22 protein-coding genes and 2 tRNA genes are annotated in these 21238 nt (G+C 76.1%); 11 read left to right on the forward strand and 13 right to left on the reverse strand.

Annotated features, from left to right (window positions below; all coding sequences use genetic code 11):
• The first annotated feature begins 3 nt into the window (after window positions 1–3).
• From ACI795_RS09475 to ACI795_RS09490, 4 genes are read left to right on the forward strand one after another with little or no spacing between them, the layout of a single operon-like run.
• The gene (locus ACI795_RS09475) at window positions 4–1392 is read left to right on the forward strand and encodes a lipopolysaccharide biosynthesis protein (protein WP_457075243.1); all 1389 of its coding nucleotides are present in this window, start codon (window positions 4–6) and stop codon (window positions 1390–1392) included.
• On the forward strand, window positions 1389–2702 hold the full coding sequence (locus tag ACI795_RS09480; RefSeq protein ID WP_457075244.1) for a hypothetical protein: 1314 nt from the start codon (window positions 1389–1391) through the stop codon (window positions 2700–2702). Before ACI795_RS09475 ends, ACI795_RS09480 begins: the two co-directional genes overlap by 4 nt.
• Entirely contained in the window at window positions 2699–3790 is a 1092-nt protein-coding gene (locus tag ACI795_RS09485; RefSeq protein ID WP_457075245.1) for a glycosyltransferase family 4 protein, read from the forward strand. Before ACI795_RS09480 ends, ACI795_RS09485 begins: the two co-directional genes overlap by 4 nt.
• Window positions 3774–4277 carry a hypothetical protein gene (locus ACI795_RS09490; RefSeq protein ID WP_457075246.1) on the forward strand — a complete coding sequence of 168 codons (504 nt, stop codon included), beginning with the start codon at window positions 3774–3776 and terminating at the stop codon, window positions 4275–4277. The genes ACI795_RS09485 and ACI795_RS09490 overlap by 17 nt, the downstream gene beginning before the upstream one ends.
• Before the next feature lie 4 nt (window positions 4278–4281).
• Here ACI795_RS09490 and ACI795_RS09495 read toward each other — a convergent pair whose 3' ends face one another.
• The 3 genes from ACI795_RS09495 to ACI795_RS09505 form a co-directional block, all read right to left on the reverse strand.
• Window positions 4282–5925, reverse strand: coding sequence for a glycosyl hydrolase family 28-related protein (locus tag ACI795_RS09495; protein WP_457075247.1), 1644 nt, complete (start codon window positions 5923–5925; stop codon window positions 4282–4284).
• A gap of 268 nt (window positions 5926–6193) precedes the next feature.
• A complete protein-coding gene (locus ACI795_RS09500) occupies window positions 6194–7546 on the reverse strand; it encodes a glycosyl hydrolase family 28-related protein (RefSeq protein WP_457075248.1) in 1353 nt (450 codons plus the stop codon).
• Window positions 7543–8655: a glycosyltransferase gene (locus ACI795_RS09505; RefSeq protein WP_457075249.1), complete on the reverse strand. Its 1113-nt coding sequence runs from the start codon at window positions 8653–8655 to the stop codon at window positions 7543–7545. Before ACI795_RS09505 ends, ACI795_RS09500 begins: the two co-directional genes overlap by 4 nt.
• A 370-nt stretch (window positions 8656–9025) precedes the next feature.
• Here ACI795_RS09505 and ACI795_RS09510 point away from each other — a divergent pair, with 370 nt between their 5' ends.
• From ACI795_RS09510 to ACI795_RS09520, 3 genes are read left to right on the forward strand one after another with little or no spacing between them, the layout of a single operon-like run.
• Window positions 9026–10507: a sugar transferase gene (locus tag ACI795_RS09510; protein WP_457075250.1), complete on the forward strand. Its 1482-nt coding sequence runs from the start codon at window positions 9026–9028 to the stop codon at window positions 10505–10507.
• Window positions 10497–10793: a hypothetical protein gene (locus tag ACI795_RS09515; protein ID WP_457075251.1), complete on the forward strand. Its 297-nt coding sequence runs from the start codon at window positions 10497–10499 to the stop codon at window positions 10791–10793. Before ACI795_RS09510 ends, ACI795_RS09515 begins: the two co-directional genes overlap by 11 nt.
• Window positions 10790–11551 (forward strand): 3'(2'),5'-bisphosphate nucleotidase CysQ, encoded by a 762-nt coding sequence (locus ACI795_RS09520; RefSeq protein WP_457075252.1) that lies wholly within the window; start codon window positions 10790–10792, stop codon window positions 11549–11551. Before ACI795_RS09515 ends, ACI795_RS09520 begins: the two co-directional genes overlap by 4 nt.
• Window positions 11552–11557: 6 nt before the next feature.
• Here ACI795_RS09520 and cysC read toward each other — a convergent pair whose 3' ends face one another.
• The 5 genes from cysC to ACI795_RS09545 all read right to left on the reverse strand — a co-directional run bounded on the left by cysC (window position 11558) and on the right by ACI795_RS09545 (window position 14458).
• Window positions 11558–12583, reverse strand: coding sequence for an adenylyl-sulfate kinase (gene cysC / locus ACI795_RS09525; RefSeq protein ID WP_457075253.1), 1026 nt, complete (start codon window positions 12581–12583; stop codon window positions 11558–11560).
• Window positions 12584–12614: 31 nt separating this feature from the next.
• Entirely contained in the window at window positions 12615–12764 is a 150-nt protein-coding gene (locus ACI795_RS09530) for a hypothetical protein (RefSeq protein WP_457075254.1), read from the reverse strand.
• A 111-nt stretch (window positions 12765–12875) separates the two neighbouring features.
• On the reverse strand, window positions 12876–13007 hold the full coding sequence (locus ACI795_RS09535; protein ID WP_457075255.1) for a hypothetical protein: 132 nt from the start codon (window positions 13005–13007) through the stop codon (window positions 12876–12878).
• Between the two features lie 57 nt (window positions 13008–13064).
• Window positions 13065–13214, reverse strand: a complete 150-nt coding sequence (locus ACI795_RS09540; RefSeq protein ID WP_457075256.1) for a hypothetical protein — start codon at window positions 13212–13214, stop codon at window positions 13065–13067.
• Between the two features lie 92 nt (window positions 13215–13306).
• A complete protein-coding gene (locus tag ACI795_RS09545; RefSeq protein ID WP_457075257.1) occupies window positions 13307–14458 on the reverse strand; it encodes a hypothetical protein in 1152 nt (383 codons plus the stop codon).
• A gap of 70 nt (window positions 14459–14528) precedes the next feature.
• Here ACI795_RS09545 and ACI795_RS09550 point away from each other — a divergent pair, with 70 nt between their 5' ends.
• A complete protein-coding gene (locus tag ACI795_RS09550) occupies window positions 14529–15371 on the forward strand; it encodes an ATP-grasp fold amidoligase family protein (RefSeq protein ID WP_457075258.1) in 843 nt (280 codons plus the stop codon).
• Here ACI795_RS09550 and ACI795_RS09555 read toward each other — a convergent pair.
• From ACI795_RS09555 to ACI795_RS09575, 5 genes are all read right to left on the reverse strand, one after another.
• Window positions 15354–16397: a PHP domain-containing protein gene (locus ACI795_RS09555; protein WP_457075292.1), complete on the reverse strand. Its 1044-nt coding sequence runs from the start codon at window positions 16395–16397 to the stop codon at window positions 15354–15356. The genes ACI795_RS09550 and ACI795_RS09555 overlap by 18 nt on opposite strands.
• Complete coding sequence (locus tag ACI795_RS09560; protein ID WP_457075259.1) at window positions 16394–16942, reverse strand: DoxX family protein; 549 nt, start codon at window positions 16940–16942, stop codon at window positions 16394–16396. Before ACI795_RS09560 ends, ACI795_RS09555 begins: the two co-directional genes overlap by 4 nt.
• A gap of 158 nt (window positions 16943–17100) precedes the next feature.
• The gene (locus tag ACI795_RS09565) at window positions 17101–17283 is read right to left on the reverse strand and encodes a hypothetical protein (protein ID WP_457075260.1); all 183 of its coding nucleotides are present in this window, start codon (window positions 17281–17283) and stop codon (window positions 17101–17103) included.
• A 234-nt stretch (window positions 17284–17517) separates the two neighbouring features.
• A complete protein-coding gene (locus ACI795_RS09570) occupies window positions 17518–18948 on the reverse strand; it encodes a phosphatase PAP2 family protein (protein WP_457075261.1) in 1431 nt (476 codons plus the stop codon).
• A gap of 31 nt (window positions 18949–18979) precedes the next feature.
• A complete protein-coding gene (locus tag ACI795_RS09575; protein ID WP_457075262.1) occupies window positions 18980–19510 on the reverse strand; it encodes a CGNR zinc finger domain-containing protein in 531 nt (176 codons plus the stop codon).
• A gap of 107 nt (window positions 19511–19617) precedes the next feature.
• On the opposite strand from ACI795_RS09575, the gene ACI795_RS09580 reads away from it, so the two are divergent.
• The 3 genes from ACI795_RS09580 (at window position 19618) to ACI795_RS09590 (ending at window position 21227) form a co-directional block, all read left to right on the forward strand.
• Window positions 19618–20829: an MFS transporter gene (locus ACI795_RS09580; protein ID WP_457075263.1), complete on the forward strand. Its 1212-nt coding sequence runs from the start codon at window positions 19618–19620 to the stop codon at window positions 20827–20829.
• A gap of 217 nt (window positions 20830–21046) precedes the next feature.
• Window positions 21047–21136: transfer RNA gene (locus ACI795_RS09585), tRNA-Ser, on the forward strand.
• Window positions 21137–21154: 18 nt separating this feature from the next.
• Window positions 21155–21227 (forward strand) — tRNA-Arg (locus tag ACI795_RS09590).
• Window positions 21228–21238: the final 11 nt, after the last annotated feature.

Below are 21238 nucleotides of genomic sequence, written 5' to 3' on the forward strand. Positions count from 1 at the left end.
GCCTTGACGCAGGCAGCCGGGGAGGCCCAGGAGGTCCGCCGGAGCTTCGGGCTGCGCATGGTCGTGGCCGTGCTCGGGCTGGTCGCCACCTTCCTCACCTCGGTGCTCGCCGTCCGGGCGCTCGACGCGCGCCCGGCCGCCGGGTTCCTGGCGATTCTCGGCGCGCTGATGCTCGGCCCGATGGTCGGCCGCCTCGGGCTGGGCCAGAGCGCGATCCGGGCCATCGCCGCGGCTCCCGGCCCGGCCGAGGTCGCCGTCCAGGTGGTCGCCCACCTGCGCGCCGTCGCCCTGCTCTCGCTGGTCACCTCACCGGCGGTCGCCTGGCTGGCCACCGCTGTGGTGCAGGACGACCGCGGCCGGGTGGTGCTGCTCGTCGCGGCGCTGATCGTGCTGGAGACCGTCCGGCTCACCGTCAGCGACGTCTACGCCGCGCTCGGCCGCATCCCCTGGTCGGTGGCGGCCACCCACCACAGCCGCTCGATCATCGCCCTGCTGGCCATGGGCGTCGTCGTCCTCGCCCAGGGCGGGGAGACGACGCTGCTGACCCTGCTCACCGTCTACGCGGTGACCTCCCTGGTGCTGCTCGCCGTCGTCGTCGTCCGGCTGCCGCTGCGCTCGCGCGGCGCCGGCCGCCGCTGGTGGGCGCCGATGCTCGCCGCCGTCGCCGCCGGAGCCTGGCTGTTCACCGTCGAGCTGGGGGCCTTCCTCGTCGGCCGCGGCGACGTCTGGCTGGCCGGCTGGGCGTTCGGCGCCGAGGACGCGCTGCAGTACTCCACCGCCAGCGTGCTCGCCATGCAGGTGACCGTGCTGGAGGGGCTGGCCAACATCGCCATCGCCCCCGTCGCCGCCCGGATGTGGGCCGCCGGCGACCGCGCCCGGGTCTTCCGGCTGCTCTCGGCCAGCGCCACGCTGAGCACCGCGGTCACCGTGCTCGCCATCGCCGCCGCCTGGCTGCTCGGCCCCCAGGCCCTCGCCCTCTACGGCGAGGGGCTCGGCGACGCCGCCCCCTACCTCGGCGTGCTGGCCACCGGCGGGCTCGGGATGGCCGTCTGCGGCTCCTGCGCGGTGCTGCTCGTGGTCACCGGCAACGGCCGGGCCGCGGCCGGCTCGGTCGCCGTCGCCATGCTCGTCGCCCTGCCCGCCGCGGTGCTCGCCGCCCGGCTGGGCGGCCCGCTGCCGCTGGCCATCGCCAGCGCCGTCGCCACCGCGCTGCTGTTCAGCTCCTACGTGATCGCCTGCCGTCGGACCTTCGGCCGGGCCCCGCTGCCCACCCGCCACCTCAAGCGCAGCCTGCTGGTGCTCGCCGGCCGCGACACCGAGGGCGCCTCGGCCACCCGGCCGAGCACCGACCCGGAGACGGAGACGACGATCACCGGCGGGGGAGCGGCGTGAAGACCCTCACCCTGCGACCGCCGGACGTCGGCCAGCGGGTCGGCGTCTGGTGGCTCAACCCGGTCGCGCTGATCGGCATGGTCGCGCTGCCCACCACCTGGCTGGCCTACGCGATCGCCGACGAGCGCTACCGGGCCCTGTGGCGCACCCCCAAGGTGCTCACCCTCGACTGGACGCTGTGGTTCACCGTCGGGCTGCTGCTGTTCATGGGCGGCGCGCTGCTGCCCGCCGCCCGCGGCCGCGCCCGCCGGGTGCCGAACTGGCCGGCGCTCGCCCCCGCCGACGTCCGGCTGCTCAGCCTCGCCGCCACGGTCACCTTCTGGCTGGTGATGGTCGGCTACGTCGCCTTCCTCGCCGCCGGTGCGCGCGCGGGCATCTCCCCGTCGATCCTCGTCGACGCCGTGGTCGGCCAGCAGCTCTACGGCGTCGGCCTGCGCGAGACCCTCGGCACCGTCCCGGGCCTCACCACGATGACCCAGTTCGGCGTCGCCTTCGCCGTCGTCACCGGGGTGCTGCTGGTCGCCGACCCGCCCTCCCGTCGCCGGCACCTGCGCCGGCTGGCCGTGGTGTTCTTCCTCGCGCTGTGCCGGGCGTTCTTCCTCTCCGAGCGGCTGGCCCTGCTGGAGCTGCTCGTGCCGCTGCTGGTGGTGCTCGTCGCCGGGCTGTCGCGCAGCTCCACCGGCGCCCGCCGCGCCTCGTTCCTGCCCGCGGCGCTCGTGCCGCTGGTGGTCGGCGTCTTCGCCGCCTTCGAGTACTCGCGCAGCTGGGTGTTCTACAAGGCGCAGGGCGGGCAGTCGTTCCCGACCTTCGTCGTCGAGCGGTTCGCCGGCTACTACGTCACCGCCTACAACAACGGCGAGATCCGGCTGCTGCACCAGACCGACGCCTCGCTGCCCTACGACCTGCTCTCGGCCTTCTGGACGGCGCCCGGCGTGGGCAGCCTGAACCTGTTCCGCACGCTCACCGGCGTCGACCAGGACGCCTCCTACACCGACGCGCTCACCAACTTCGGCAACCCCGAGTTCAACAACACCGGCGGCGTGGTCAGCCCGTTCGTCGACCTGGGCCTGCTCGGCGGGCTGGTGTTCTTCCTGCTCGCCGGCGTGGCCTGCGGGCTGCTCTACCGCTCGCTGCAGGAGGGGCGCACCTGGGGGCTGCTGCTCTACCCGGTCGTCGTGCTCACCCTCTTCGAGCTGCCCCGCTACCTCTACCTCTTCCAGGGCCGGGCCACCCCCGGCCTCATCGCCCTGGTCACGGTGGTCCTGCTGGTCCACCGCAACCGACGACGACGAACGGGAGCAACGCTGTGAGCCGCCCCCTGCGGTACCTCCTGGTGGGCACCCACGTGCCCGCCTCCGGCGCCGGCGGCGGGATGGTCCGCTACGTCATGGAGCTGGCCCGCGGCCTCGCCGCCCGCGACGACGTCGAGCTGCACGTGCTCGCCGGCGCCGGCGCCGAGGCGGCGTTCACCGGGATCGCCGAGCCCGAGCGGGTGCACACCCTGCCCGGCCGCGGCCCGGTCACCTCCGCGATCGAGCGGCTGGCCGGCGCCCGCGTCGGCGGCCGGATGGACGTCGTCCACGGCACCAAGCACCTGCTGCCCCGCGGCGTCCCCGGCGTCGGGGTGCTCACCGTGCACGACATGCTCGCCCTCGATCGACCCTTCGACTTCGGCCTGGCCAAGCGCCTGCTGGTGCGCGGGCCCTACCTCGCCTCGCTGCGCGCCGCCGACACCCTCGTCTGCGTCAGCGCGGCCACCCGCGACCGGGTCACCGCCTACCTGCCCTCCGCGGCACCGCGCACCGTCGTCGTCCCGCACCCCGACGGCTCCAGCCTCACCGCTGTCGCCGCCGAGGAGGTGCCCGAGCTCGCCGGGCGCACCTTCGCCCTGGTGGTCGGCGACCCCTCCCCGCGCAAGAACGTCGGCCTGGTCGTCGACGCGTGGGCGCAGGTCCGCCGGCACGACCCCGACGCGGTGCTCGTCGTCGTCGGCCCGGACAGCTGGGGCCCCACCGACCGGGGCCGGGCCTTCGCCGGGATGGTCGCCGAGGGCGCCGTGGCGCCGATGGGCCACGTGTCCGACGCCCGGCTGCGCTGGCTCTACGAGCACGCCCGCGTGGTGCTGTGCCCGAGCCTGGCCGAGGGCTTCGGGCTGCCCGCCGCCGAGGCGCTCGCGTTCGGCGCCCCGGTGCTCACCAGCGAGGACCCAGCGCTGGCCGAGGCCTCCGCCGGGCGCGCGGAGCGGCTGCCCGGCCGCCGTCCGGAGGTGTGGGCCGAGGCCGTGCTGGCGCACCTGCGTGCCCCCGCCGCCCGGGCCACCCCCGTCCCGGCCCAGCGCAGCTGGGCCGACGTCGTCGACGAGACCCTGGAGGCGGTGCGGCGTGCCGGAGCCCGCTGACGTCAGCGCGATCCTCGCCACCCCGGTCTACGGGGAGGCCCTCACCGTCGTGCACGTCGCCGACGGCCCGGCCGCGGCCCTGGCGGCCGAGGTCGCCCGGGTGCAGTCCGCCGCGGGCTGGACGGCGACGCTCGCCGACCGGCCGGCCGACGACGCGGACACCGTCGTGCTCTGGGGCCTGGCCGCCGGCGCCGCCCGGGACGAGCTGGCCGGACGACGGCCCACCGTCGTGGTGCTGGACGCCGCCGACGTGCGCACCGTGCTCACCCGCCCCGCCGCCTGGGCCCGCGAGCTGCGCCGTTCGGCGGCCACCGGCCTGCTGCTGCTGCCCGCCGAGCTGGCCGAGCGGTACACCCGCTGGGGGCCGCCGGTGCCGCTGGCGCACCGGCCCGCCGAGCTGCCCGCCGAGGCGGCGGTGACCGTGCTGTCGGCCTGGGTCGCCCGGGCCTACGCGTTCGGCCGGCGGGCGGAGACGCCCGCCGGCTGAGCCGTCACCAGCCGCTGCGGTCGGCCACTGCGGTGCCCTCGTCGCGCACCCCGAGCAGCCGCACGGCGGTGGGCACGTTGGTCCAGAACGGCGCCTTCGCGCCGCCGGCCAGGGTCAGCTCCGACAGCGTCACCCGGGCCACGGTGGCGCCCGGGTCGGCCAGCACGCCGACGTCCCAGGGCGCGGTGGCCCGGGTGCCCTCGACGGTGAGCCGCCGGACGGTGATGTCGGTGGTCCGGGTGCCGGGGTTGCCGGCGTAGACGATCACCGCGCCGTGGTCCTTGGTCGCGTTGGCGTTCGCCGCGGTCACCCGGCCGCCGTCGACCAGCACCCGCTCCGAGGGGAACGTCCAGTACGGGTCGCCCTCGCTGCCCAGGTAGATCCCGCCGGCGTCGGTGTCGCGGACGTCGACGTCGGTGTAGGTGATGTCGCGGCCGCCGACCACCGAGATGCCCCGGCCCCACGTGGTGCCGTTGACCCGCGGGGAGCTGATCGTGACCCGCTCCACCGGCCGCCCGTCGGCGCGGTAGGAGACCACCGCGACGCCGTCGTCGCCGGTGTTCGTGGTGACCGGGGAGACCACCTTCCCGTCGCGCGCGCCGCCGGTGACGTGCACGCCGTCGGCGCGGGTGTCGGCCACGGTGACCCGGTCGAGCAGGAAGCGCGCCGCGCCGTTGCCCACGTAGATGCCGGCCGCCGCCGCGCCGCGCACGTGCACGTCGCGCAGCACCACGTCGTCGCCCGAGACGCGCACCTTCATCTGCTCGTAGGCGTGGTAGCGCTGGGTCGAGGTGGGCAGCGCCAGGGTCAGGCCGGTCAGCGTGACCCGGCTGCCGGAGACGTGCAGCGCCGAACGGGTCTCCCGGGTGGCGGTGAGCGTCGCGCCGGTGCCCGCGATCGACAGGTCCGGCCGGGTCACCCGCAGCACGTCGGAGTGCAGGTAGGTCGCGCCGGGACGGAACACCAGCGTGGTGCCGGTGGGCACGGTGTCGAAGGCGCGCTGCAGCGCCCGGGTGTCGTCGGTGACGCCGTTGCCGACGGCGCCGAACTGGTCGACCAGCACGGTCCGGGTGGTGGCGGGGGACACCGCGGGAGCCGCCATCGCTGCCTGCGGGCTCGAGCTGGTGGCGCCGCCGCCGGCGGCCGGGGCGGGGGGCACGGTCCCCGACGCCCGCGGCGTGGTGCCCGTGGTGGGCGGGCCGGCCGGGACCGCCCGCGCGGCCGTCCGTGCGGCCGCCTGCCCGGCCGCCTGCACGGCCATCGCGGCGGCGGTCCGGACGGTGGGGCCGGTGCTGGCGGGGGCCGCCGTCGTGGCGGCAGGGCTGCTCGCCGGGCCGGGCGGGGTCGTCGCCGCTCCGGCCGGCGCGCCGGGGCCGCCCGCGGCGCTCCCGGTGGGGACCACCACGGCCGCGGCCGGCGCGCCGGGGGCCGCGGTGGCCGGGTCGGTGGTGCCGCCCGCCCACGCCGCGGTGCCGGTGACGGCGGCGACGCACAGGGCCAGCGCCGTGCCCACCCCGGCCAGCCGGCGGGGGGTGGCCCACCGGCGCCCGTCGGCCCGCGGGTCGGTGAGCTCGGGGGGCGCGGAGGCCGGATCGGCGGACGTCCCCGCGGTCGGCTCGAGCGGGCGGTCCTGCGCGGACGCGGGCATGAGGCCTCCAACAGGCGGGGTGGCGGGGCTGGCGGGGCCGGGACCGAGGCCGCCGGGGGGCCGACCCGACCGGCGGGCGGGGACGACCGGACGGCAGCGTCCCGTGACCGGACCAGCATGAGCGCCGTTGGAGGCAGAAGCGAGTACAGCGGGTGAACAGGGCATCACACAACGCAGCAGTCCCACGAGTCACAGCGGCCGTGCGACGCCCGGCGGTGGACGGCGCGGGTCTGCGGGTGCGACCCGCTCGGGCTCGTGCGGAGCGGGGTCACCAGCCCCGCTGCGCCGGCACCGCCGTTCCGTCCCGGGTCAGCTCCGACACCCGGACCGACGACGGCTCGTTGGTCCAGAACGCGTCGTCCGGGCCGGCGTCCAGCCGCAGGTCCGACAGGGTGATCTGCTCGGCGCCGGAGCCGGGGGCGACCAGGACGCCGGTGTCCCACGGGGCGCTGGCGCGGGTGTCGTCGATCGTCAGCCCCCGGATGGTCACGTCGGCGGTGGTCGTGCCGGGGTTGCCGGCGTAGACCAGGACGGCACCGTGGTCCTTGTCCGGGTTGTCGTTCGCGCCGGTGACCGTGCCCCCGTCGACCAGGACGCCGACCGAGGGGTAGGTCCAGTACGGGTCACCCTCGCTGCCCACGTAGATCCCGGCCGCGTCGGTGTCGCGGACGGTGACGTCGGTGTAGGTGATGTCGTTCCCGCCGACCACCGTGACCCCGCGGCCCCAGGTCGTGCCGTTCACCGTCGGGGACTCGATCGTCACCCGCTCGCAGGGGGCGCCGTCCTTCGTGTAGGACACCACCGCCACCCCGTCGTCGCCGGTGCCGGTGGTGACCGGCGAGACCACCCGGCCGTCGTGCGCGGCGCCGGTGATGTGGATGCCGTCGGCCCGGCTGTCGGCCACCGTCACCCGGTCGAGCAGGAAGTCCCCGGCGCCGTCGGTCACCGCGATCCCGGCCCCTCCCGCGCCGCGCACGTGCACGTCGCGCAGGACGGCGGAGTCGCCGGTGACCCACACCCCGGTCGTCTCGAACGGGTCCCACCGCTGGGTGATGGAGGGCGTGGTGAGGGTCAGCCCCTCGACGGTCACCGAGTCCGCGGCCAGCCGCAGGGTGGAGGCCTCCTCGTCGGCGGCCACGAGGGTCGCGCCGTCACCCAGCACGGTGGTGCCCGCCGTGCGCACGGTGAGGATCGACGAGTGCAGGTACGTGGCACCCGGGCGGAGCGTGAGCGTGGTCCCGGTCGGCACCGCGTCGAAGGCCTCCTGCAGCGCCGCCGTGTCGTCGTGGACGCCGTCCCCGACCGCACCGAAGGCCTCGACCGGCACCTGCCAGGACCCCCCGGCCGCGACGGCCACCGCACCCACCAGGGCCGCGCCGCTCACCGCTCCGGCCAGCCAGCGGTCACCCGGTGGGGGCCCGGGGTCCAGCCGGGGCGAGTCGACCGCGGCCGGCGTGGTCACCGCCGGGGTGCCCTCGGCGGACGCCCCGGTCGCGGACATCGCGGCCAGCGCCAGCGCGAGCGCGCCGGCGGCGCGCAGTCGCCCCACGGAGGCCACCGCGGGCCGCGGGAGGGCAGCGGGGACGGCGGGGGAGCCGACGGCCGCGGTCGGGGACGTCACGCCGGCTCCAGCAGGCGCAGCAGCTGGGCGGCGGTGGCGGCCTGGGAGGTGGCCGCCGAGAACCGGGTGGTCGCGACGGCGCGGCCGACCTCGCCCTCGCGGGCGGCGAGGGCGGGGTCGAGCAGGCGGGTGGTGAGCTCGGTGGCGAGCGCCGGGACCTCGAAGGCCGCCACGGCGACCCCGGCCCCGGACAGGTACGTGCCGATCCCGGCGACGTCGAAGGCCACCACGGTGCGCTCGGTGGCCATCGCCTCCATCGCCACCAGCGGCAGCCCGGCCTCCCAGCGGGAGGGGACCGCGACGACGTCCGCGGCGGCGTACCAGTGCTCGAGCTGTCGGCCCGGGGCGAAGGTGACCGAGTCGTCGGCGCGGGCGCGCAGCTCGGCCTCGTCCGGGCCGGAGCCGACCAGGACCAGCCGGGCGCCGGGGACAGCGGCCCGCACTGCCGGCCAGGCCTCCAGGAGGAGGTCCTGGCCCTTCTGCCGGGCCAGCCGGCCCACGCACACCACGGTGGGCGCGGCCGGGTCGGGGAGCGCCAAGGCGGCCCGGGCGGCGGCCCGGTCGGCCGGGGTCCACCGGTCGGTGTCCACGCCGTTGGGCACCACGGCGGCCCGGCCGGTGATCCCGGCGGCGCGGCCGGTGGCCAGCTCGGCCTCGCTGACGTTCAGGGTGAGCGAGGTCCAGCGCTGGGCGAGCTGCTCCCACCGGCGGCTGGCCACCTCCAGCGGCCCGGTGACCGCCTCGAAGGACCAGGCGTGCGGCTGGAAGACGGTCGGCCGGGAACCCCGCACGGCCAGCCGGCCGGCCAGGCCGGCCTTGGCGCTGTGCAGGTGCACCAGCTGCGGATCGGCGGCCCGGACCACGCGGCGGAGCGCCAGCGCCTCGGCGGGCACCGTCGGACCGGGGGAGCGGGTGGCCCGCCAGGGCAGCAGCCGGGCGCCGGTCGCGCGGACCTGGTCGGCGAGCCAGCCCTCCGGCGGGCAGGCGACGGCGACGTCCCAGCCGCGCGCGCACTGGTCGGCGACGAGGCCGGCCACGACCCGCGCGACCCCGGCCTCCACCGGCTGGCTGACATGGAGCACGCTCAGGCGCTCGTGAGGTGCGTCCATGACACCAGGATGACCCAGGCGTGCGGTCGCCCGAGCGGTGAGCGCCCATCGATTGCGCGTGACTCATCTCACCACGTGACATCTTCGTGACCCGCAGTTGACACGCCCGCTCGCTTCTCTGCGCGCCCTCACCGTGCGTCACCGATTCACCCGAAGGATGTGTGCGAACGGGTGACGAACACGTGGACAACCGACCCCCGGTGTGTCCAGCAGGTGGGCGCCGGGAGGCGTGCGAGGCGATCCGCCCGTACGTTCCCCCTGGTCGGTCGAACAGCGCGGTTCCCGCCAGCCAGTACGCACCGCCGGAGCCGAGCTCCGGCCGAACTGCCCTGGGGGCTACTCAGTGTCACTGCTCGACCGCACAGACGAGGTGGTCACCCCTCTCGCGCCGTCGTCCACCGGCGGCCGCCGCCGGTTCTGGTCGGCGCCGCGGCTGCGGGGCGAGGGCACGGCCGCGCGCCGCGCCTGGCGGACCACCTACGTCCGCCGCGTCGTCGCCGGTGACCTCGTGCTCGCCTTCGTCGCCGCCTGGTTCGGCCGGCTGCAGCCGGAGACCGGCCCGCTCGCCGACAACGGCACCCCCTGGACGCTGCTGGCCCTCCCGCTGGTCTGGGTCGCCGCGATGACGCTGGCGCGCAGCTACGAGGAGCGCTTCCTCTGGGTCGGCCCCGAGGAGTTCCGCCGGGTCTTCTCCGCCGCGGTGCTGCTGCTGGCCGCCGTCGGCACCGTCTCCTGGGCCTTCAAGCTCGAGCTGGCCCGCAGCTTCGTCGTCGTCGCGCTGCCGCTGGCCACCGCGCTGACCCTGCTGCACCGCTACCTGCAGCGGGTCTGGGTGCACCGCCAGCGCGCCCACGGCCGCTACCAGCAGACCGCGATCCTGGTCGGGCACCGCAACGGCACCGCCGAGCTGCACGCCCAGCTCGAGCGGCAGGCCCGGCACGGCCTGCGCGTGATCGGCGTCTGCCTGCCCAGCGCCGGCCCCGACCGCGAGGTCTTCGACGGGCTGCCGGTCCTCGGCGACTTCAGCGAGATCATCGACGTCGTCCGGTCCTACGAGGTCGACACCGTCGCCGTGCTGCCCTCCCCGGAGCTCGACGGCGCCGCGCTGCGCCGGCTGGGCTGGGAGCTGGAGACCACCGAGGCCGAGCTGCTGCTCGCCCCCGCCGTCACCGAGGTCGCCGGCCCGCGGGTCGGCATCCGGCCGGTCAACGGCCTGCCGCTGCTGCACCTGGAGCGGCCGGAGTTCCGCGGCATCCGCCGGGTCACCAAGGACGTCTTCGACCGCTCGATGGCCTTCCTCGCCATCGTCCTGCTGCTGCCGGTGCTGATCGTGCTGGCCCTGGCCGTCAAGCTCACCAGCCGCGGCCCGGTCCTGTTCAAGCACGAGCGCATCGGCCGCGAGGGCAAGCCCTTCCACGTGTACAAGTTCCGCAGCATGGTCCCCGACGCGGACGCGAAGATGGCCGAGCTGATGGCGCAGAACGAGGGCAACGCCGTCCAGTTCAAGATGAAGCGCGACCCCCGGGTCACCTCCATCGGCCGGGTCATGCGGCGCTACTCCCTCGACGAGCTGCCCCAGCTGTTCAACGTCCTCGGCGGCACCATGTCGCTGGTCGGGCCGCGGCCGCACGTCACCCGCGAGGTCGAGCAGTACGGCTTCGACATGCGCCGCCGCCTGCTGGTCAAGCCGGGCATCACCGGCCTGTGGCAGGTCAGCGGCCGGTCCAACCTCTCCTGGGACGACTCGGTGCGCATCGACGTCCGGTACGTGGAGAACTGGTCGCTCACCTTCGACCTGATGATCCTGGGCAAGACCCTCGGTGCCGTCGTCCGCGGATCGGGTGCCTACTGACCCACCGGTCGGTGCGCTGGTCGCGCTGCTCCGCTGGAGCAGCGCGGCCCTGGTCGCCGCGGTCCTGACCGGCTTCGCGTTCCTGCTGGTCACCGGCCGCTACACGGAGGAGGGGCCGGTGGTCCTGGCGGTCACCGCCGAGCACGGGCTGCACCGCGGGGACGTCTTCGTGCTCGCCGGCTGGGCGGTGTCGCTGCTGGCCCTGCTCGTGGCCGCGGCGCTGCCCGCCCGCCGGCGGACGCCCCGGGAGCCCGGGCCCGCCGCGGGTGCGAGAGTGGCCCGGTGACCGACCTGCCGGCGACCGCCACCGACCCCGACACCGCCGCCGCGCTGGCCACCGCCGCCGGCGAGCTGCTGCTCGCCGTCCGCGGCCGCCCGTTCGCCGACGCCGCGGCCTGCAAGGCCGCCGGGGACGCCGAGTCGCACCGCTTCCTGGTCGAGCAGCTGGCCCGGCTGCGCCCCGGCGACGCGGTGCTCTCCGAGGAGGGCGTCGACGACCCGGCCCGGCTCACCGCCGACCGGGTGTGGATCGTCGACCCGCTCGACGGCACCCGCGAGTTCGCCGAGGCCGGCCGGGCCGACTGGGCGGTGCACGTGGCCCTGTGGGAGCGCGGCGAGCTGACCGCCGGCGCCGTCGCCCTCCCCGCCGAGCAGCTCACCCTGGGCACCGCCTCGCCGCCGGCCCTCCCGCCCCGCCCGGAGGGCCCGCTGCGGCTGGCGGTCAGCCGCAGCCGCCCGCCGGTGATGGTCGCCGAGCTGGCCACCCGGCTGCGCGCCGAGCTGGTGCCGATGGGCTCGGCCGGGGCCAAGGCGATGGCCGTGGTGCGCGGCCAGGCGGACGCCTACGTGCACGGCGGCGGGCAGTACGAGTGGGACTCCGCGGCGCCGGTCGCCGTCGCCCGCGCCGCCGGCCTGCACACCAGCCGGCTCGACGGCTCCCCGTTGCGCTACAACAGGGACAGCCCGTGGCTGCCCGACCTGGTGATCTGCCGCCCGGAGCTGGCCGGCGACCTGCTCGAGGCGTTGGCCGTCACCCCGCGCTGACCGGCGTCAGCCCAGCCCGAGGGAGGCCAGCACCGCCCGGGCGCTCTCGTCGACGCTGAGCTCCCGGGTGTCCAGGGTGACCTCGGCGTCGGTCGGCTCCTCGTAGGGGTCGCTGATGCCGGTGAACTCGGCGATCTCCCCGCGCCGGGCCCTCGCGTACAGGCCCTTGCGGTCGCGGGCCTCGCACTCGGCCAGCGGGGTGGCCACGTGCACCAGGGTGAACGAGCCCGCCCCGGCCTGCTCCTCGACCAGCGCGCGGGCGTCGGCCCGGGTGGCCGCGTACGGCGCGATCGGCGCGCACACCGCGATCCCGCCGTGCTTGGCGATCTGCCCGGCCACCCAGCCGATCCGCCGCACGTTGGTGTCCCGGTCGGCCTTGGAGAACCCCAGCCCCGCCGACAGGTGGGTGCGCACCTCGTCGCCGTCCAGCAGGGTCACCGTGCGGCCGGCCTCCAGCAGCAGCTCGACCACCCGCGCCGCGACGGTGGACTTCCCGGCCCCCGACAGCCCGGTGAACATGACGACGCGACCGCCGGTCGCCAGCGGCGCCGGCTGCCCCACCCCGGCCACCCGGGAGGCCCCGTAGGCCGAGGCCAGGTCCGCCCAGGCCGTCTCCGGTGCGGCCGCGGTCACCGGGACCGGGACCACCAGCACCGCCCGCTCCCGGGCCAGCGGCGCCCAGGCCGCGGCCAGCGTGGAGACCGCGGCGGAGTCCGGCGCCGTCCCGGCCACCGGCAGCAGCGCCAGCACCGCCGGCGGCAGCTCGGTGGCGTCGGCAGGTGGGGCGCCCACCCAGGCGGCGACGTCGGTCCAGGCCCGCTCCGCCAGCTCGGCGCGCACTGCCTCCGGCGAACGCCAGCGCGGCACCTCCCGCACGGTGAGCGCACCGTCCGCGCGGGTGGCGACCAGCACCCCCTCGGCGTCCTCGTACTCCCCGGCCGCGGGCAGCTCCGGTGCGCCGGCGGTCAGCCCGAAGGCGTGCCGGGCCAGGTCGGCGAGCTGGGCGTGCGTCAGCCGGGTGCGCGTGGGCATGCGCCCAGTCTGGCAACCGCCGCGGGCGCGGTCAGAGCGCGGGGCGCGCCAGCCCGCAGCGGCAGCCGTAGAACACCGAGCCGCCGAACGGGTCGTCGATCCGATTCCGGAACCGGTGCACGTGGCCCCGCGGGCGCGAGGGGGAACTCGGCGTCGCCGGGCGGGTGACGGAGGTCAGCACGGGACGGAGGGTGGGCCGCCTCGGCGGCGGGCGGGCCAACGGCGGCCGTCCGGACGGCGAACTCGTCGCCACGGTCGTCCCCCGGGTGGGGGACACCGGCACCCGGACCGGCTACATGCCCGGCCGCACGACTCCGCAGCGGCAGCGGTAGAGCGAGGCGCTGCTGAACGGGTCGTCGCCCACCCGCTGCCAGCGGTGCACGTGCAGGTGCGCCGACCGCACCGCCCTGAGGAGCCGCCCCATGCGCCCAGTGTGCGAGCAGATCGGCGTCCCGGCACCCCTTCCGCGCGCGGCAGGGGGTCAGCGGACGCTGGTGAGGACCCGCTCGGCCTGCCGGCCGGTGACGCGCTGGTCGTTCGCACGCTGCTCGGCGAAGCCCGACTGCAGGGCGTCGGCGAGGGCGATCGCCGGGTCGACGGTCTCGGACGCGGGCACTGTGGTCTGGGTCATGGCCAGCACGCTAGGGCCCCGTGCGCGTGCGTGGGCGTGGGACACACGCGCACCGACGTGACGGCTGCGTGACGTTCCGTCCCACCCAGCGCTCACGCCGGACTGCGGACCGGGCGCGCCAGGGCGGCGTCCAGCCAGGCGTCGGTGCGCCGGGCCCAGGTGCGCTCGGCGGCCCAGGCCACCCGGGCCTCCGCCCAGCCGGCCGGCTCGTCGGCGGCGGCGACCATCGCGTCGGCCATCTCCGCCGCCGACGCGACCACCGCGACGTGCGGCGGCGCGTCGCTGGAGCGCTCCAGGTGGCCGGCGGTCGCCACCACCGGGACGCCGCGGGCGCAGTAGTCGTAGCTCTTCATCGACGACTGGCCCAGCGCCACGCTGGGGACGTCGGGCACGAGGGCGACCGCCGCGGCGTCCAGCACGCCGGCCAGCCGCTCGCGGGGGAGCAGCCCGTGGTGGCGGAACCGCCCGGGGAACTCCCCGGCCAGCGCGAGGAACCGGTCCCGCGCGGGCTGGGCGCGCAGCGAGAAGACCAGCTGCCCGTAGACGTCCAGCGTCCAGTCCGGCAGCGCGGTGAGCACCGCCCGCACCAGCTCGACGTCGAACCGCTCGGCGATGCTGCCCACGTACACCGCCGAGCGGGGCACCCGGACCGCGGTGCGCGGCGCGGTCCGCAGCGCCTCGTCGGTGCCGTTGGGCACCACCACCGGCGTCCGCCCGGGGAACAGCCCGGCCAGCACCTGGTTCACCACGACCACCTCGTCGGCCTCGTCGGCGATCCGGCGCAGCTGGTCGGGCAGGCCGCGGGCGTGCGGGAGCAGCCGGGCCCAGTCGTCGGTGCAGTCGAACACCACGCGGCCGGGCAGTCCGCGGGCCGCCCGCCACTCCCAGGGCAGCTGGAACACGGTCAGCTCCGGCTCCCAGCCCGAGCGGCGCAGGAAACCCCGCAGCAGCGCCGCGTCACCGACCTCGGCGGCCCGGCTGCGGGACCCGGGCAGCACCGTGGAGCGCTCGGTCACCTCGACGCCGGGAGCGGCCGGGCGGAAGCGCCCCCGCACCAGGTGCCGGGCCCAGCCGCCGGCGTCGGAGCGGACCCGCCGCCAGTCGGCCGGCGGCTGCACGAAGCGCACGGCGCTGCCGCGGCGCACCAGCTCGGCGGCGATCATCTGCTCGCGGCGGATCGCCGGGTGCCACGGGTCCTTGGCGACGAAGCCGACGGTCCCGGTCGGAGGGCGGTCGTTCAGCACCGGTTTCCCGTCGTCCGCACGCCGCCGACCCTACGAGGGCCCCGGTCGCGTCGCCGCGCACACTGTCCCGGTGCGCCTCCCCGCGGCCGTGGTCGACCGCCTGCCCCTGCCGGCCAAGCGGGCGGTGCTCTTCTCCCGCGCGCACGGCCGGTGGCCGGCCCGGGTGCCGCGGACCTTCACCGAGAAGGTCAACTGGCGGGTGGTGCACGACCGGCGCCCGCTGATCGGGCAGCTGGGCGACAAGCTCGCGATGAAGGCCTACGCAGCTGACGTGTTGCCCGCGCTGAGCATCCCGCGGGTGCTGTGGACCGGCACCGACGTCGCCGGCCTGGCCGCCGCCGACCTGCCCGCCCGCTGGGTGCTCAAGCCCAACCACGGCACCATGCGCGTGCACCTGGGCAGCGGCCCGCCCGACGTCGGCCGGCTGCGCCGGGTCACCGCCGGTTGGCTGGACGAGCCGCTGTACCGCACCCGCGGCGAGTGGGTGTACTCCCAGGCCCGGCGGCTGCTGCTGGTCGAGGAGTTCCTCGGCACCGGGGAGCCCCCGGCCGACGTGAAGCTGCTGGTCTTCGGCGGGCGGGTGCGGCTGGTGCAGGTCGACACCGGCCGGTTCGGCGACCACCGGCGGCGGCTCTACACCCCGGACTGGACGCCGGTGGACGTCACCGAGGACGTCGCCCCCGGCCCGGTCACCGCCCCGCCGGGGTCCCTGGACGAGCTGGTCAAGGTCGCCGAGGCGCTGGGGGCGGCCTTCGACTTCGTCCGGGTCGACCTCTACGACGTCGACGGCGAGGTGTGGTTCGGCGAGCTCACGCCCTACCCCGGCGGTGGGCTGGACCGCTTCGACGCGGGCCTGGACGAGCTGCTCGGGTCGTGGTGGCAGCTGCCCGACCGGTCAGCGGTGCGCCAGTAGCTCGCCGGCGGGCCGGGTGTTGACCACCCGGTCCGCGGTCACGCCGCACTCGACCGCGCGGGTGCACCCGAGGTCCTGCCAGTCCAGCTGACCGGGCGCGTGCGCGTCCGTGTCGATGGCGAACTCGCAGCCCAGCTCGACGGCGAGGGTGAGCAGCCGGCGGGGCGGGTCGAGCCGCTCGGGCCGGGAGTTGATCTCCACCGCCGTCCCGGCCTCGACGCAGGCGCGGAACACCGCCTCGGCGTCGAAGTCGCTCTCCGGCCGGGGACGCTGGGTGCCGTTGCGCTGCCTGCGCCCGATCACCAGCCGCCCGGTGCAGTGGCCCAGGACGTCGGTGTGCGGGTTGGCCACCGCCGCGAGCATCCGCTCGGTCATCTGCTCCCGCGGCGCCCGCAGCTCGGAGTGGACGCTGGCGACGACGACGTCCAGCCGCCCCAGCAGCTCGTCGGTCTGGTCGAGCGACCCGTCGGCGAGGATGTCGCACTCGATCCCGGTGAGGATGCGGAAGGGCGCCAGCTCCTCGTTCAGCGCCGCCACCACGTCCAGTTGCTGCTCCAACCGCTCGGGGCTGAGCCCGTTGGCGACGGTCAGCCGGGGGGAGTGGTCGGTCAGCGCCAGGTACTCGTGGCCGATCGCGATCGCGGTCTCGGCCATCTCCCGGATCGGGCTGCCGCCGTCGGACCAGTCCGAGTGGGTGTGCAGGTCGCCCCGCAGCGCGGCCCGCAGCGCAGCGGCGTCGTCGGCGAGGGGCGCCAGCTCGGCGGAGGACTCCTCGAGCCGCTGCAGGTACGCCGGCACCTCGCCGCGGTGGGCCTCGGTGACGACGGCGGCGGTCTTCGCCCCGACCCCCTTGAGGTCGGTGAGCGTGCGGGCGCGGACCCGGCGGTCGAGCTCGGCGTCGTCCAGCCCGGCGACGACGGTGGCCGCGGTCCGGAACGCCTGCACGCGGTAGGACGGCTCGCGGGCGCGCTCCAGGAGGAAGGCGATCCTCCGGAGCGCGCCCGCGGGGGTGAGCTGTTCGGTCAGCGCTTGACCTTCTTCGCCTGCCTGGCCGCGCGCTTCTGCGCCTTGGCGGCCCGCTTCGAGGCCCGCTCGTAGCTGGCCTCGGCGCCGTGCACGGCCTTCTCGGCGCTGCGGCGGGCGAGCCAGCCCACCGACGGCTTCCCCTCGGTGTCGACGGCGGCGATCAGCAGCCCGCCGAGCAGGCCGGCGTTCTTGAGGAAGTTGGAGAGCTGCCCGAAGCGCTCCTCCGGGTCCTCGTGCTCCCAGAACCGGTGCCCGGCGAGCGTGGTGAACACCGTCGAGCCGGCCAGGGTCAGGGCGGAGACCCGCGGCAGACGGCCCAGGGCGAACAGGCTGCCGGCGCCCACGTGCACCCCGGCGTTGATCTTCACCCACTGCTCGACGTCCTTGGGGACCTGGACCGGGAGCTGCTTGTCGGCGACCTCGGTGAGCTGCTCGACGACCGGGCGGGCTCCGGGCACCCGGCTCGACGGGTTCCGGAGGGTGTCGATCCCCCCGTAGATGAACGACGACGCGAGCAGCGGGCGGGCGATCCGGCGGACCAACATCTGCGACCTCTTCCCATCGGTGACGTGGCAGGTGCAGTGCCCTGGCCGCTGCGCGGAAAACCGCACGGCCAGGACGGCGACCTCTGCCTCGGACCGTAGTGAGGTGCGGGGCGCCCCGCTGGGCGAACCTCAGGGGGTGCGCCGGCGGGACGGGCGGGTCAGTGGCTGGGCTGGGCCGCGCGGGCGCCGACGACGTCGGGCACGGTCAGCTGCTCGGGGAGGCCGGCCAGGTGGTCGGTGTAGGGGGCCCGACGGTCGGCCAGCCGGATGCCGCCGCCGACCACGAGGGCGACGGCAAGCGCGACGAGGAACCAGGTCACAGCGAACACCACGACGATCACGAGTCCTTCCTAGTGGCACACCCTGTGCGCGAACCGGCGTTGGCTCGGGCAAGTACTGACGAAGCCGAAGATCACTCCTTGGCGGAGATGGCGTGATCAGCGGCAGAGCGCCGTGCGGTTGTCACAGGTGGGGCGAGAAGGCGGTGAAGTGACAGGCGGAGCGTCGGGGCGTGCCCGGTGCACGCCGATGGAGGTCGGTTACCCCGCCGTGACCGGGGTCACGCGTGGATCCGCTCAGCGGGCGCAGTAGACGGTGAGCCGGGCCCGCTTGGTGAAGACGAACTCGGTGGCCCGCTCGCCCTGCTCCCCGTCGTAGGCGATGCGCTGCGCGCCGGACAGCGAACGGACCCGCAGCTCGGGCACCTGGAAGTCCGCGTACGAACGGCTGTGCTCGCCGATCCCCAGCAGCGTGGCCAGCACCGCCCGGGTGCGACCGAACCGGAGGTCGGCGCGCAGGTACTGCACGTCGAGCAGCCCGTCCTCCAGGCGTGGCCGCCAGGCGGGGGAGAGGCCGCGGGGCACGTAGGCGCCGTTGCCGACGAACAGGATCCAGGCCGACACCCGGCGCCCGTCGAGGTCCAGCTCCACCGGGCTGCCGTGCCGCAGGACCTGCGCCGCGGCCACGGTCAGCGCCACCCACTTGCCCAGCCGGCCGGCCAGCCGGTCGCGCCGGCGGACCAGCTCCGGGTAGCTGCCGATGCTCGCGGTGTTGAGGAACGGCACGCCGTTGACCTCGGCGACGTCGACCTCGACCGCCGCTCCGCGCACCACCGCCCCGGCCGCCTCCGGTGCGGTCGCCACCCCGAGGTCGCGGGCGAAGTGGTTGAGGGTGCCGGCCGGCACCACCGCCAGCGGCAGCCCGTGCTGCAGGGCGACCGCGGCGGCCGCGGCCACGCTCCCGTCGCCGCCGGCCACCCCCAGCGCCCGGGCCCGCCCGGACCGGGCAGCCGCGTCGAGCAGCTCGGTGACGTCGGCGTCCTCGGTCAGCTCGAGCACCTCCGCCGCCGGCAGCAGCTGCGCGATGTCGTCGGCCGGGCTGTAGTCCTCCCGTCCCGACCGGGGGTTGACCGCGATCACCAGCCCGGCGCCCGCGGGCAGTGCGGGGGCCTCGGCCGCCGGCCGCACCCGGGCGGGCTCGGTGGGCCGCACCCGCCACCAGTGCTGCGAGGCCAGCGCCAGCGTCGAGCCGACGGCGAGGCCGGCGGCGACGTCGCCCGGGTAGTGCACCCCGACGTGCACCCGGGAGTACCCGACGCCGAGCGCCACCGGGGCGAGGAGCGCGCCGAGCGCAGGGCTCTCCAGCGCCACGCCGGTGGCGAACGCCGCCGCCGAGGCGGCGTGCCCGCTGGGGAAGGAGAGCGTGTGCGGCGCCCGGGGGAGCGCCCGCGAGGTGGCGACGTCGGCCAGGTCGGGCCGCACCCGGCCGAATAGCCGCTTGAGGAGCAGGTTCACCAGTGCGCTGGAGACCAGCTGTGCCCCCACCCCGCGGACAGCGGCCCGGCGGAGACGGCCCTGCCGCAGACCGAGGACGACGGCGAGGCCGAGCCACAGCTTGCCGCGGTCGGCGGTGGTGGACAGCCCGCGCAGCCAGCGGTCGGCCCGCGTGGCGGGCAGCCGGCCGACCCGGGCGTGCAGGGCGGCGTCCCAGCTCAGGGGTGAGGGCACGGCGCAGACGCTAGTGGCACCCGGCGTGGCCTCAGGTGCGCTGGCGGGCCCGGTAGGCGGCGACGGTGGAGCGGCTGGCGCAGGTGTTGGAGCAGTACCGGCGGCTGGCGTTGCGCGAGGTGTCGACGTAGACGTCGTCGCAGCCCTCGGCCGAGCACACGCCCAGCCGGCGCCAGCCGTGCTGCACCACGACCTGGGACAGGCCCATGGCGACGGTGGTGGTCAGCTGCTCCACCGCGCCGGCGTCGGGCCGGGCGTAGTGCAGGTGCAGCTCGCCGTCGTGGTCGGTGGCGTACGGCCGCGGTGAGGCGAGGGTGAGCAGGGCGTTGAGCCGCTCCTTGACCGACGGCTCGCTGTCGGCGAGCGCCACCTCGCGCACCAGGCCGGAGGCGCGGGCCACCTCCGTGGCCTCGTCGGGGGTGAGGTCGAGCACGGTCCCGTCGGTGAACCACTCGTCGTGCCCGGCCAGGAACACCTGCACCCCGGCCGGGTCCTCGAGCGCTGCGTTGGCCAGGTCGATGGCCAGTTCGACAGCCGTTGACCCGTAGGTGTCGTAGTTCATTTGACTCCCTACCGCGTCGGTCCGTAACCTCCGGAATCTGTAGGCGGTCAACGTCCGTTCACCGCCTACGGATTCCCACTGCGCACGACCCTGAAGTGAGTAGAGCCATGCGTTCGTACCTCGCCGTGTGGCGGCTCCCGTCCGCCCCGATGCTGCTGCTGGCCGGGTTCGCCGGCCGGCTGCCGTCGTCCATGATCCCCCTCGCCCTGCTGCTCATGGTGCAGCGGCAGACCGGCTCCTACGCGATCGCCGGTGGGGTCTCGGCGATGTTCGGGATCGCGACCGCCGTGATGGCCCCGGTGCTCGGCCGGCTGGCCGACCGCCGCAGCCCCCGGCGGGTGCTGCTCGTCCAGGCCGTCGTCCACCCGGTGCTGCTCGCGGCGGGGGCGCTCGTGGTGCTGGGTCGGGCCCCCGCGTGGGCGATGCTGCTGGCCGCCGCCGGGATCGGGGCCAGCACGCCGCTGGTGTCGGGCACGGTGCGCGCGCTGTGGTCGCGCGTCGATCCCCGCGTGCGCCCGACCGCCTACGCCCTGGACGCCACCGCGACCGAGCTGGTGTTCGTCGCCGGCCCCACGCTGGTCGCCGCGCTCACCTTCCTGGCCCGCCCGTCGGTCGCCCTCGCCGTGGCCGGCGTGCTCGGGGTGGCCGGGGCGCTGGGCATCGCGACCAGCCGGGCGATGCGCGCCTGGCAGCCGGTGGCCGCCGACGGCCCGCGCCGGCTGTTCGCCACCGTCACCACTCCGGGCATGCCGCGGGTGCTGCTCAGCGGGACGGCGCTGATGGTCGGCATCGGCGCCCTCGAGGTCGCCGTCCCGGCGTTCGCCTCCGCGGCGGGCGCCCCAGGGATGTCCGGCGTGCTGCTCGCGGTCTGGGCGCTGGGCTCGTCGCTGGGCGGCCTCTGGTTCGGCGCCCGGGTGCTGAGCGTCTCGCTGCCCCGCCAGTACCGCTGGGGGATGCTCGGCATCACCCTCGGCCTGGCGCCGCTGGCCGCGGTCTCCAGCCCCTGGCTGCTGGGCGTGCTGCTCTTCCTCGGCGGGACGGCGATCGCCCCCACGCTGACCGTGCAGAGCTCGCTGGTCGGCTCGATCGCCCCCGCGTCGGCGACCACCGAGGCCTTCACCTGGCTCTCCACCGTCTCCTTCGGGGCCTCGGCGATCGGGGCGGCTGCCGGCGGTGCGCTGATCGAGACCTCGGCGGGGGTGTCCGGGGCGCTGGTCCTGGCCACCGCGGCGGCGGGGCTGGCGGTGGCGGTGACGCTGCTGCCGGGTCGCCGTCCGTCGGCGCCCGCGGCACCGCGGCGCGACGTCGTCCACGCCTGAGGTCACCTGGCCGAGAGTCGTGCTCTGCCCACCGGGTGTGGGCAGAGCACGAAGGTGGCCCCCGGGGTGTCTCCTCGTGGAGAGTCGTGGTCTGCCCATCGGGTGTGGGCAGAGCACGACTGTGTGGGCGCCACCGGTCGGGGAGACCCCCGTTGGGACTCGCCGCGAGGCGCTGGTAGCCTTCTTTCTCGGTGGTTCCGGGGGCACTCGGAACCCGGGAGGCTTCGCCTAGTCCGGTCTATGGCGCCGCACTGCTAATGCGGTTTGGGGTAACCCCCCATCCCGGGTTCAAATCCCGGAGCCTCCGCGCAACAACTGAACACACGCACCCGTAGCTCAACGGATAGAGCATCTGACTACGGATCAGAAGGTTAGGGGTTCGAGTCCCTTCGGGTGCACGTCTGGTTGA

The sequence above is a fragment of the Modestobacter sp. SYSU DS0290 genome (genome assembly GCF_054050955.1).

Excerpts from the sequence above, each read along its gene's own strand:
- ACI795_RS09505 (WP_457075249.1), bottom strand. The coding sequence starts at position 8,655 with ATGGACGCACCTCACGAGCGCCTGAGCGTGCTCCATGTCAGCCAGCCG.
- ACI795_RS09540 (WP_457075256.1), bottom strand. The coding sequence starts at position 13,214 with ATGACCCAGACCACAGTGCCCGCGTCCGAGACCGTCGACCCGGCGATC.
- ACI795_RS09535 (WP_457075255.1), bottom strand. The coding sequence starts at position 13,007 with ATGGGGCGGCTCCTCAGGGCGGTGCGGTCGGCGCACCTGCACGTGCAC.
- ACI795_RS09560 (WP_457075259.1), bottom strand. The coding sequence starts at position 16,942 with ATGTTGGTCCGCCGGATCGCCCGCCCGCTGCTCGCGTCGTCGTTCATC.
- ACI795_RS09495 (WP_457075247.1), bottom strand. The coding sequence starts at position 5,925 with ATGCCCGCGTCCGCGCAGGACCGCCCGCTCGAGCCGACCGCGGGGACG.
- ACI795_RS09580 (WP_457075263.1), top strand. The coding sequence starts at position 19,618 with ATGCGTTCGTACCTCGCCGTGTGGCGGCTCCCGTCCGCCCCGATGCTG.
- cysC (WP_457075253.1), bottom strand. The coding sequence starts at position 12,583 with ATGCCCACGCGCACCCGGCTGACGCACGCCCAGCTCGCCGACCTGGCC.
- ACI795_RS09575 (WP_457075262.1), bottom strand. The coding sequence starts at position 19,510 with ATGAACTACGACACCTACGGGTCAACGGCTGTCGAACTGGCCATCGAC.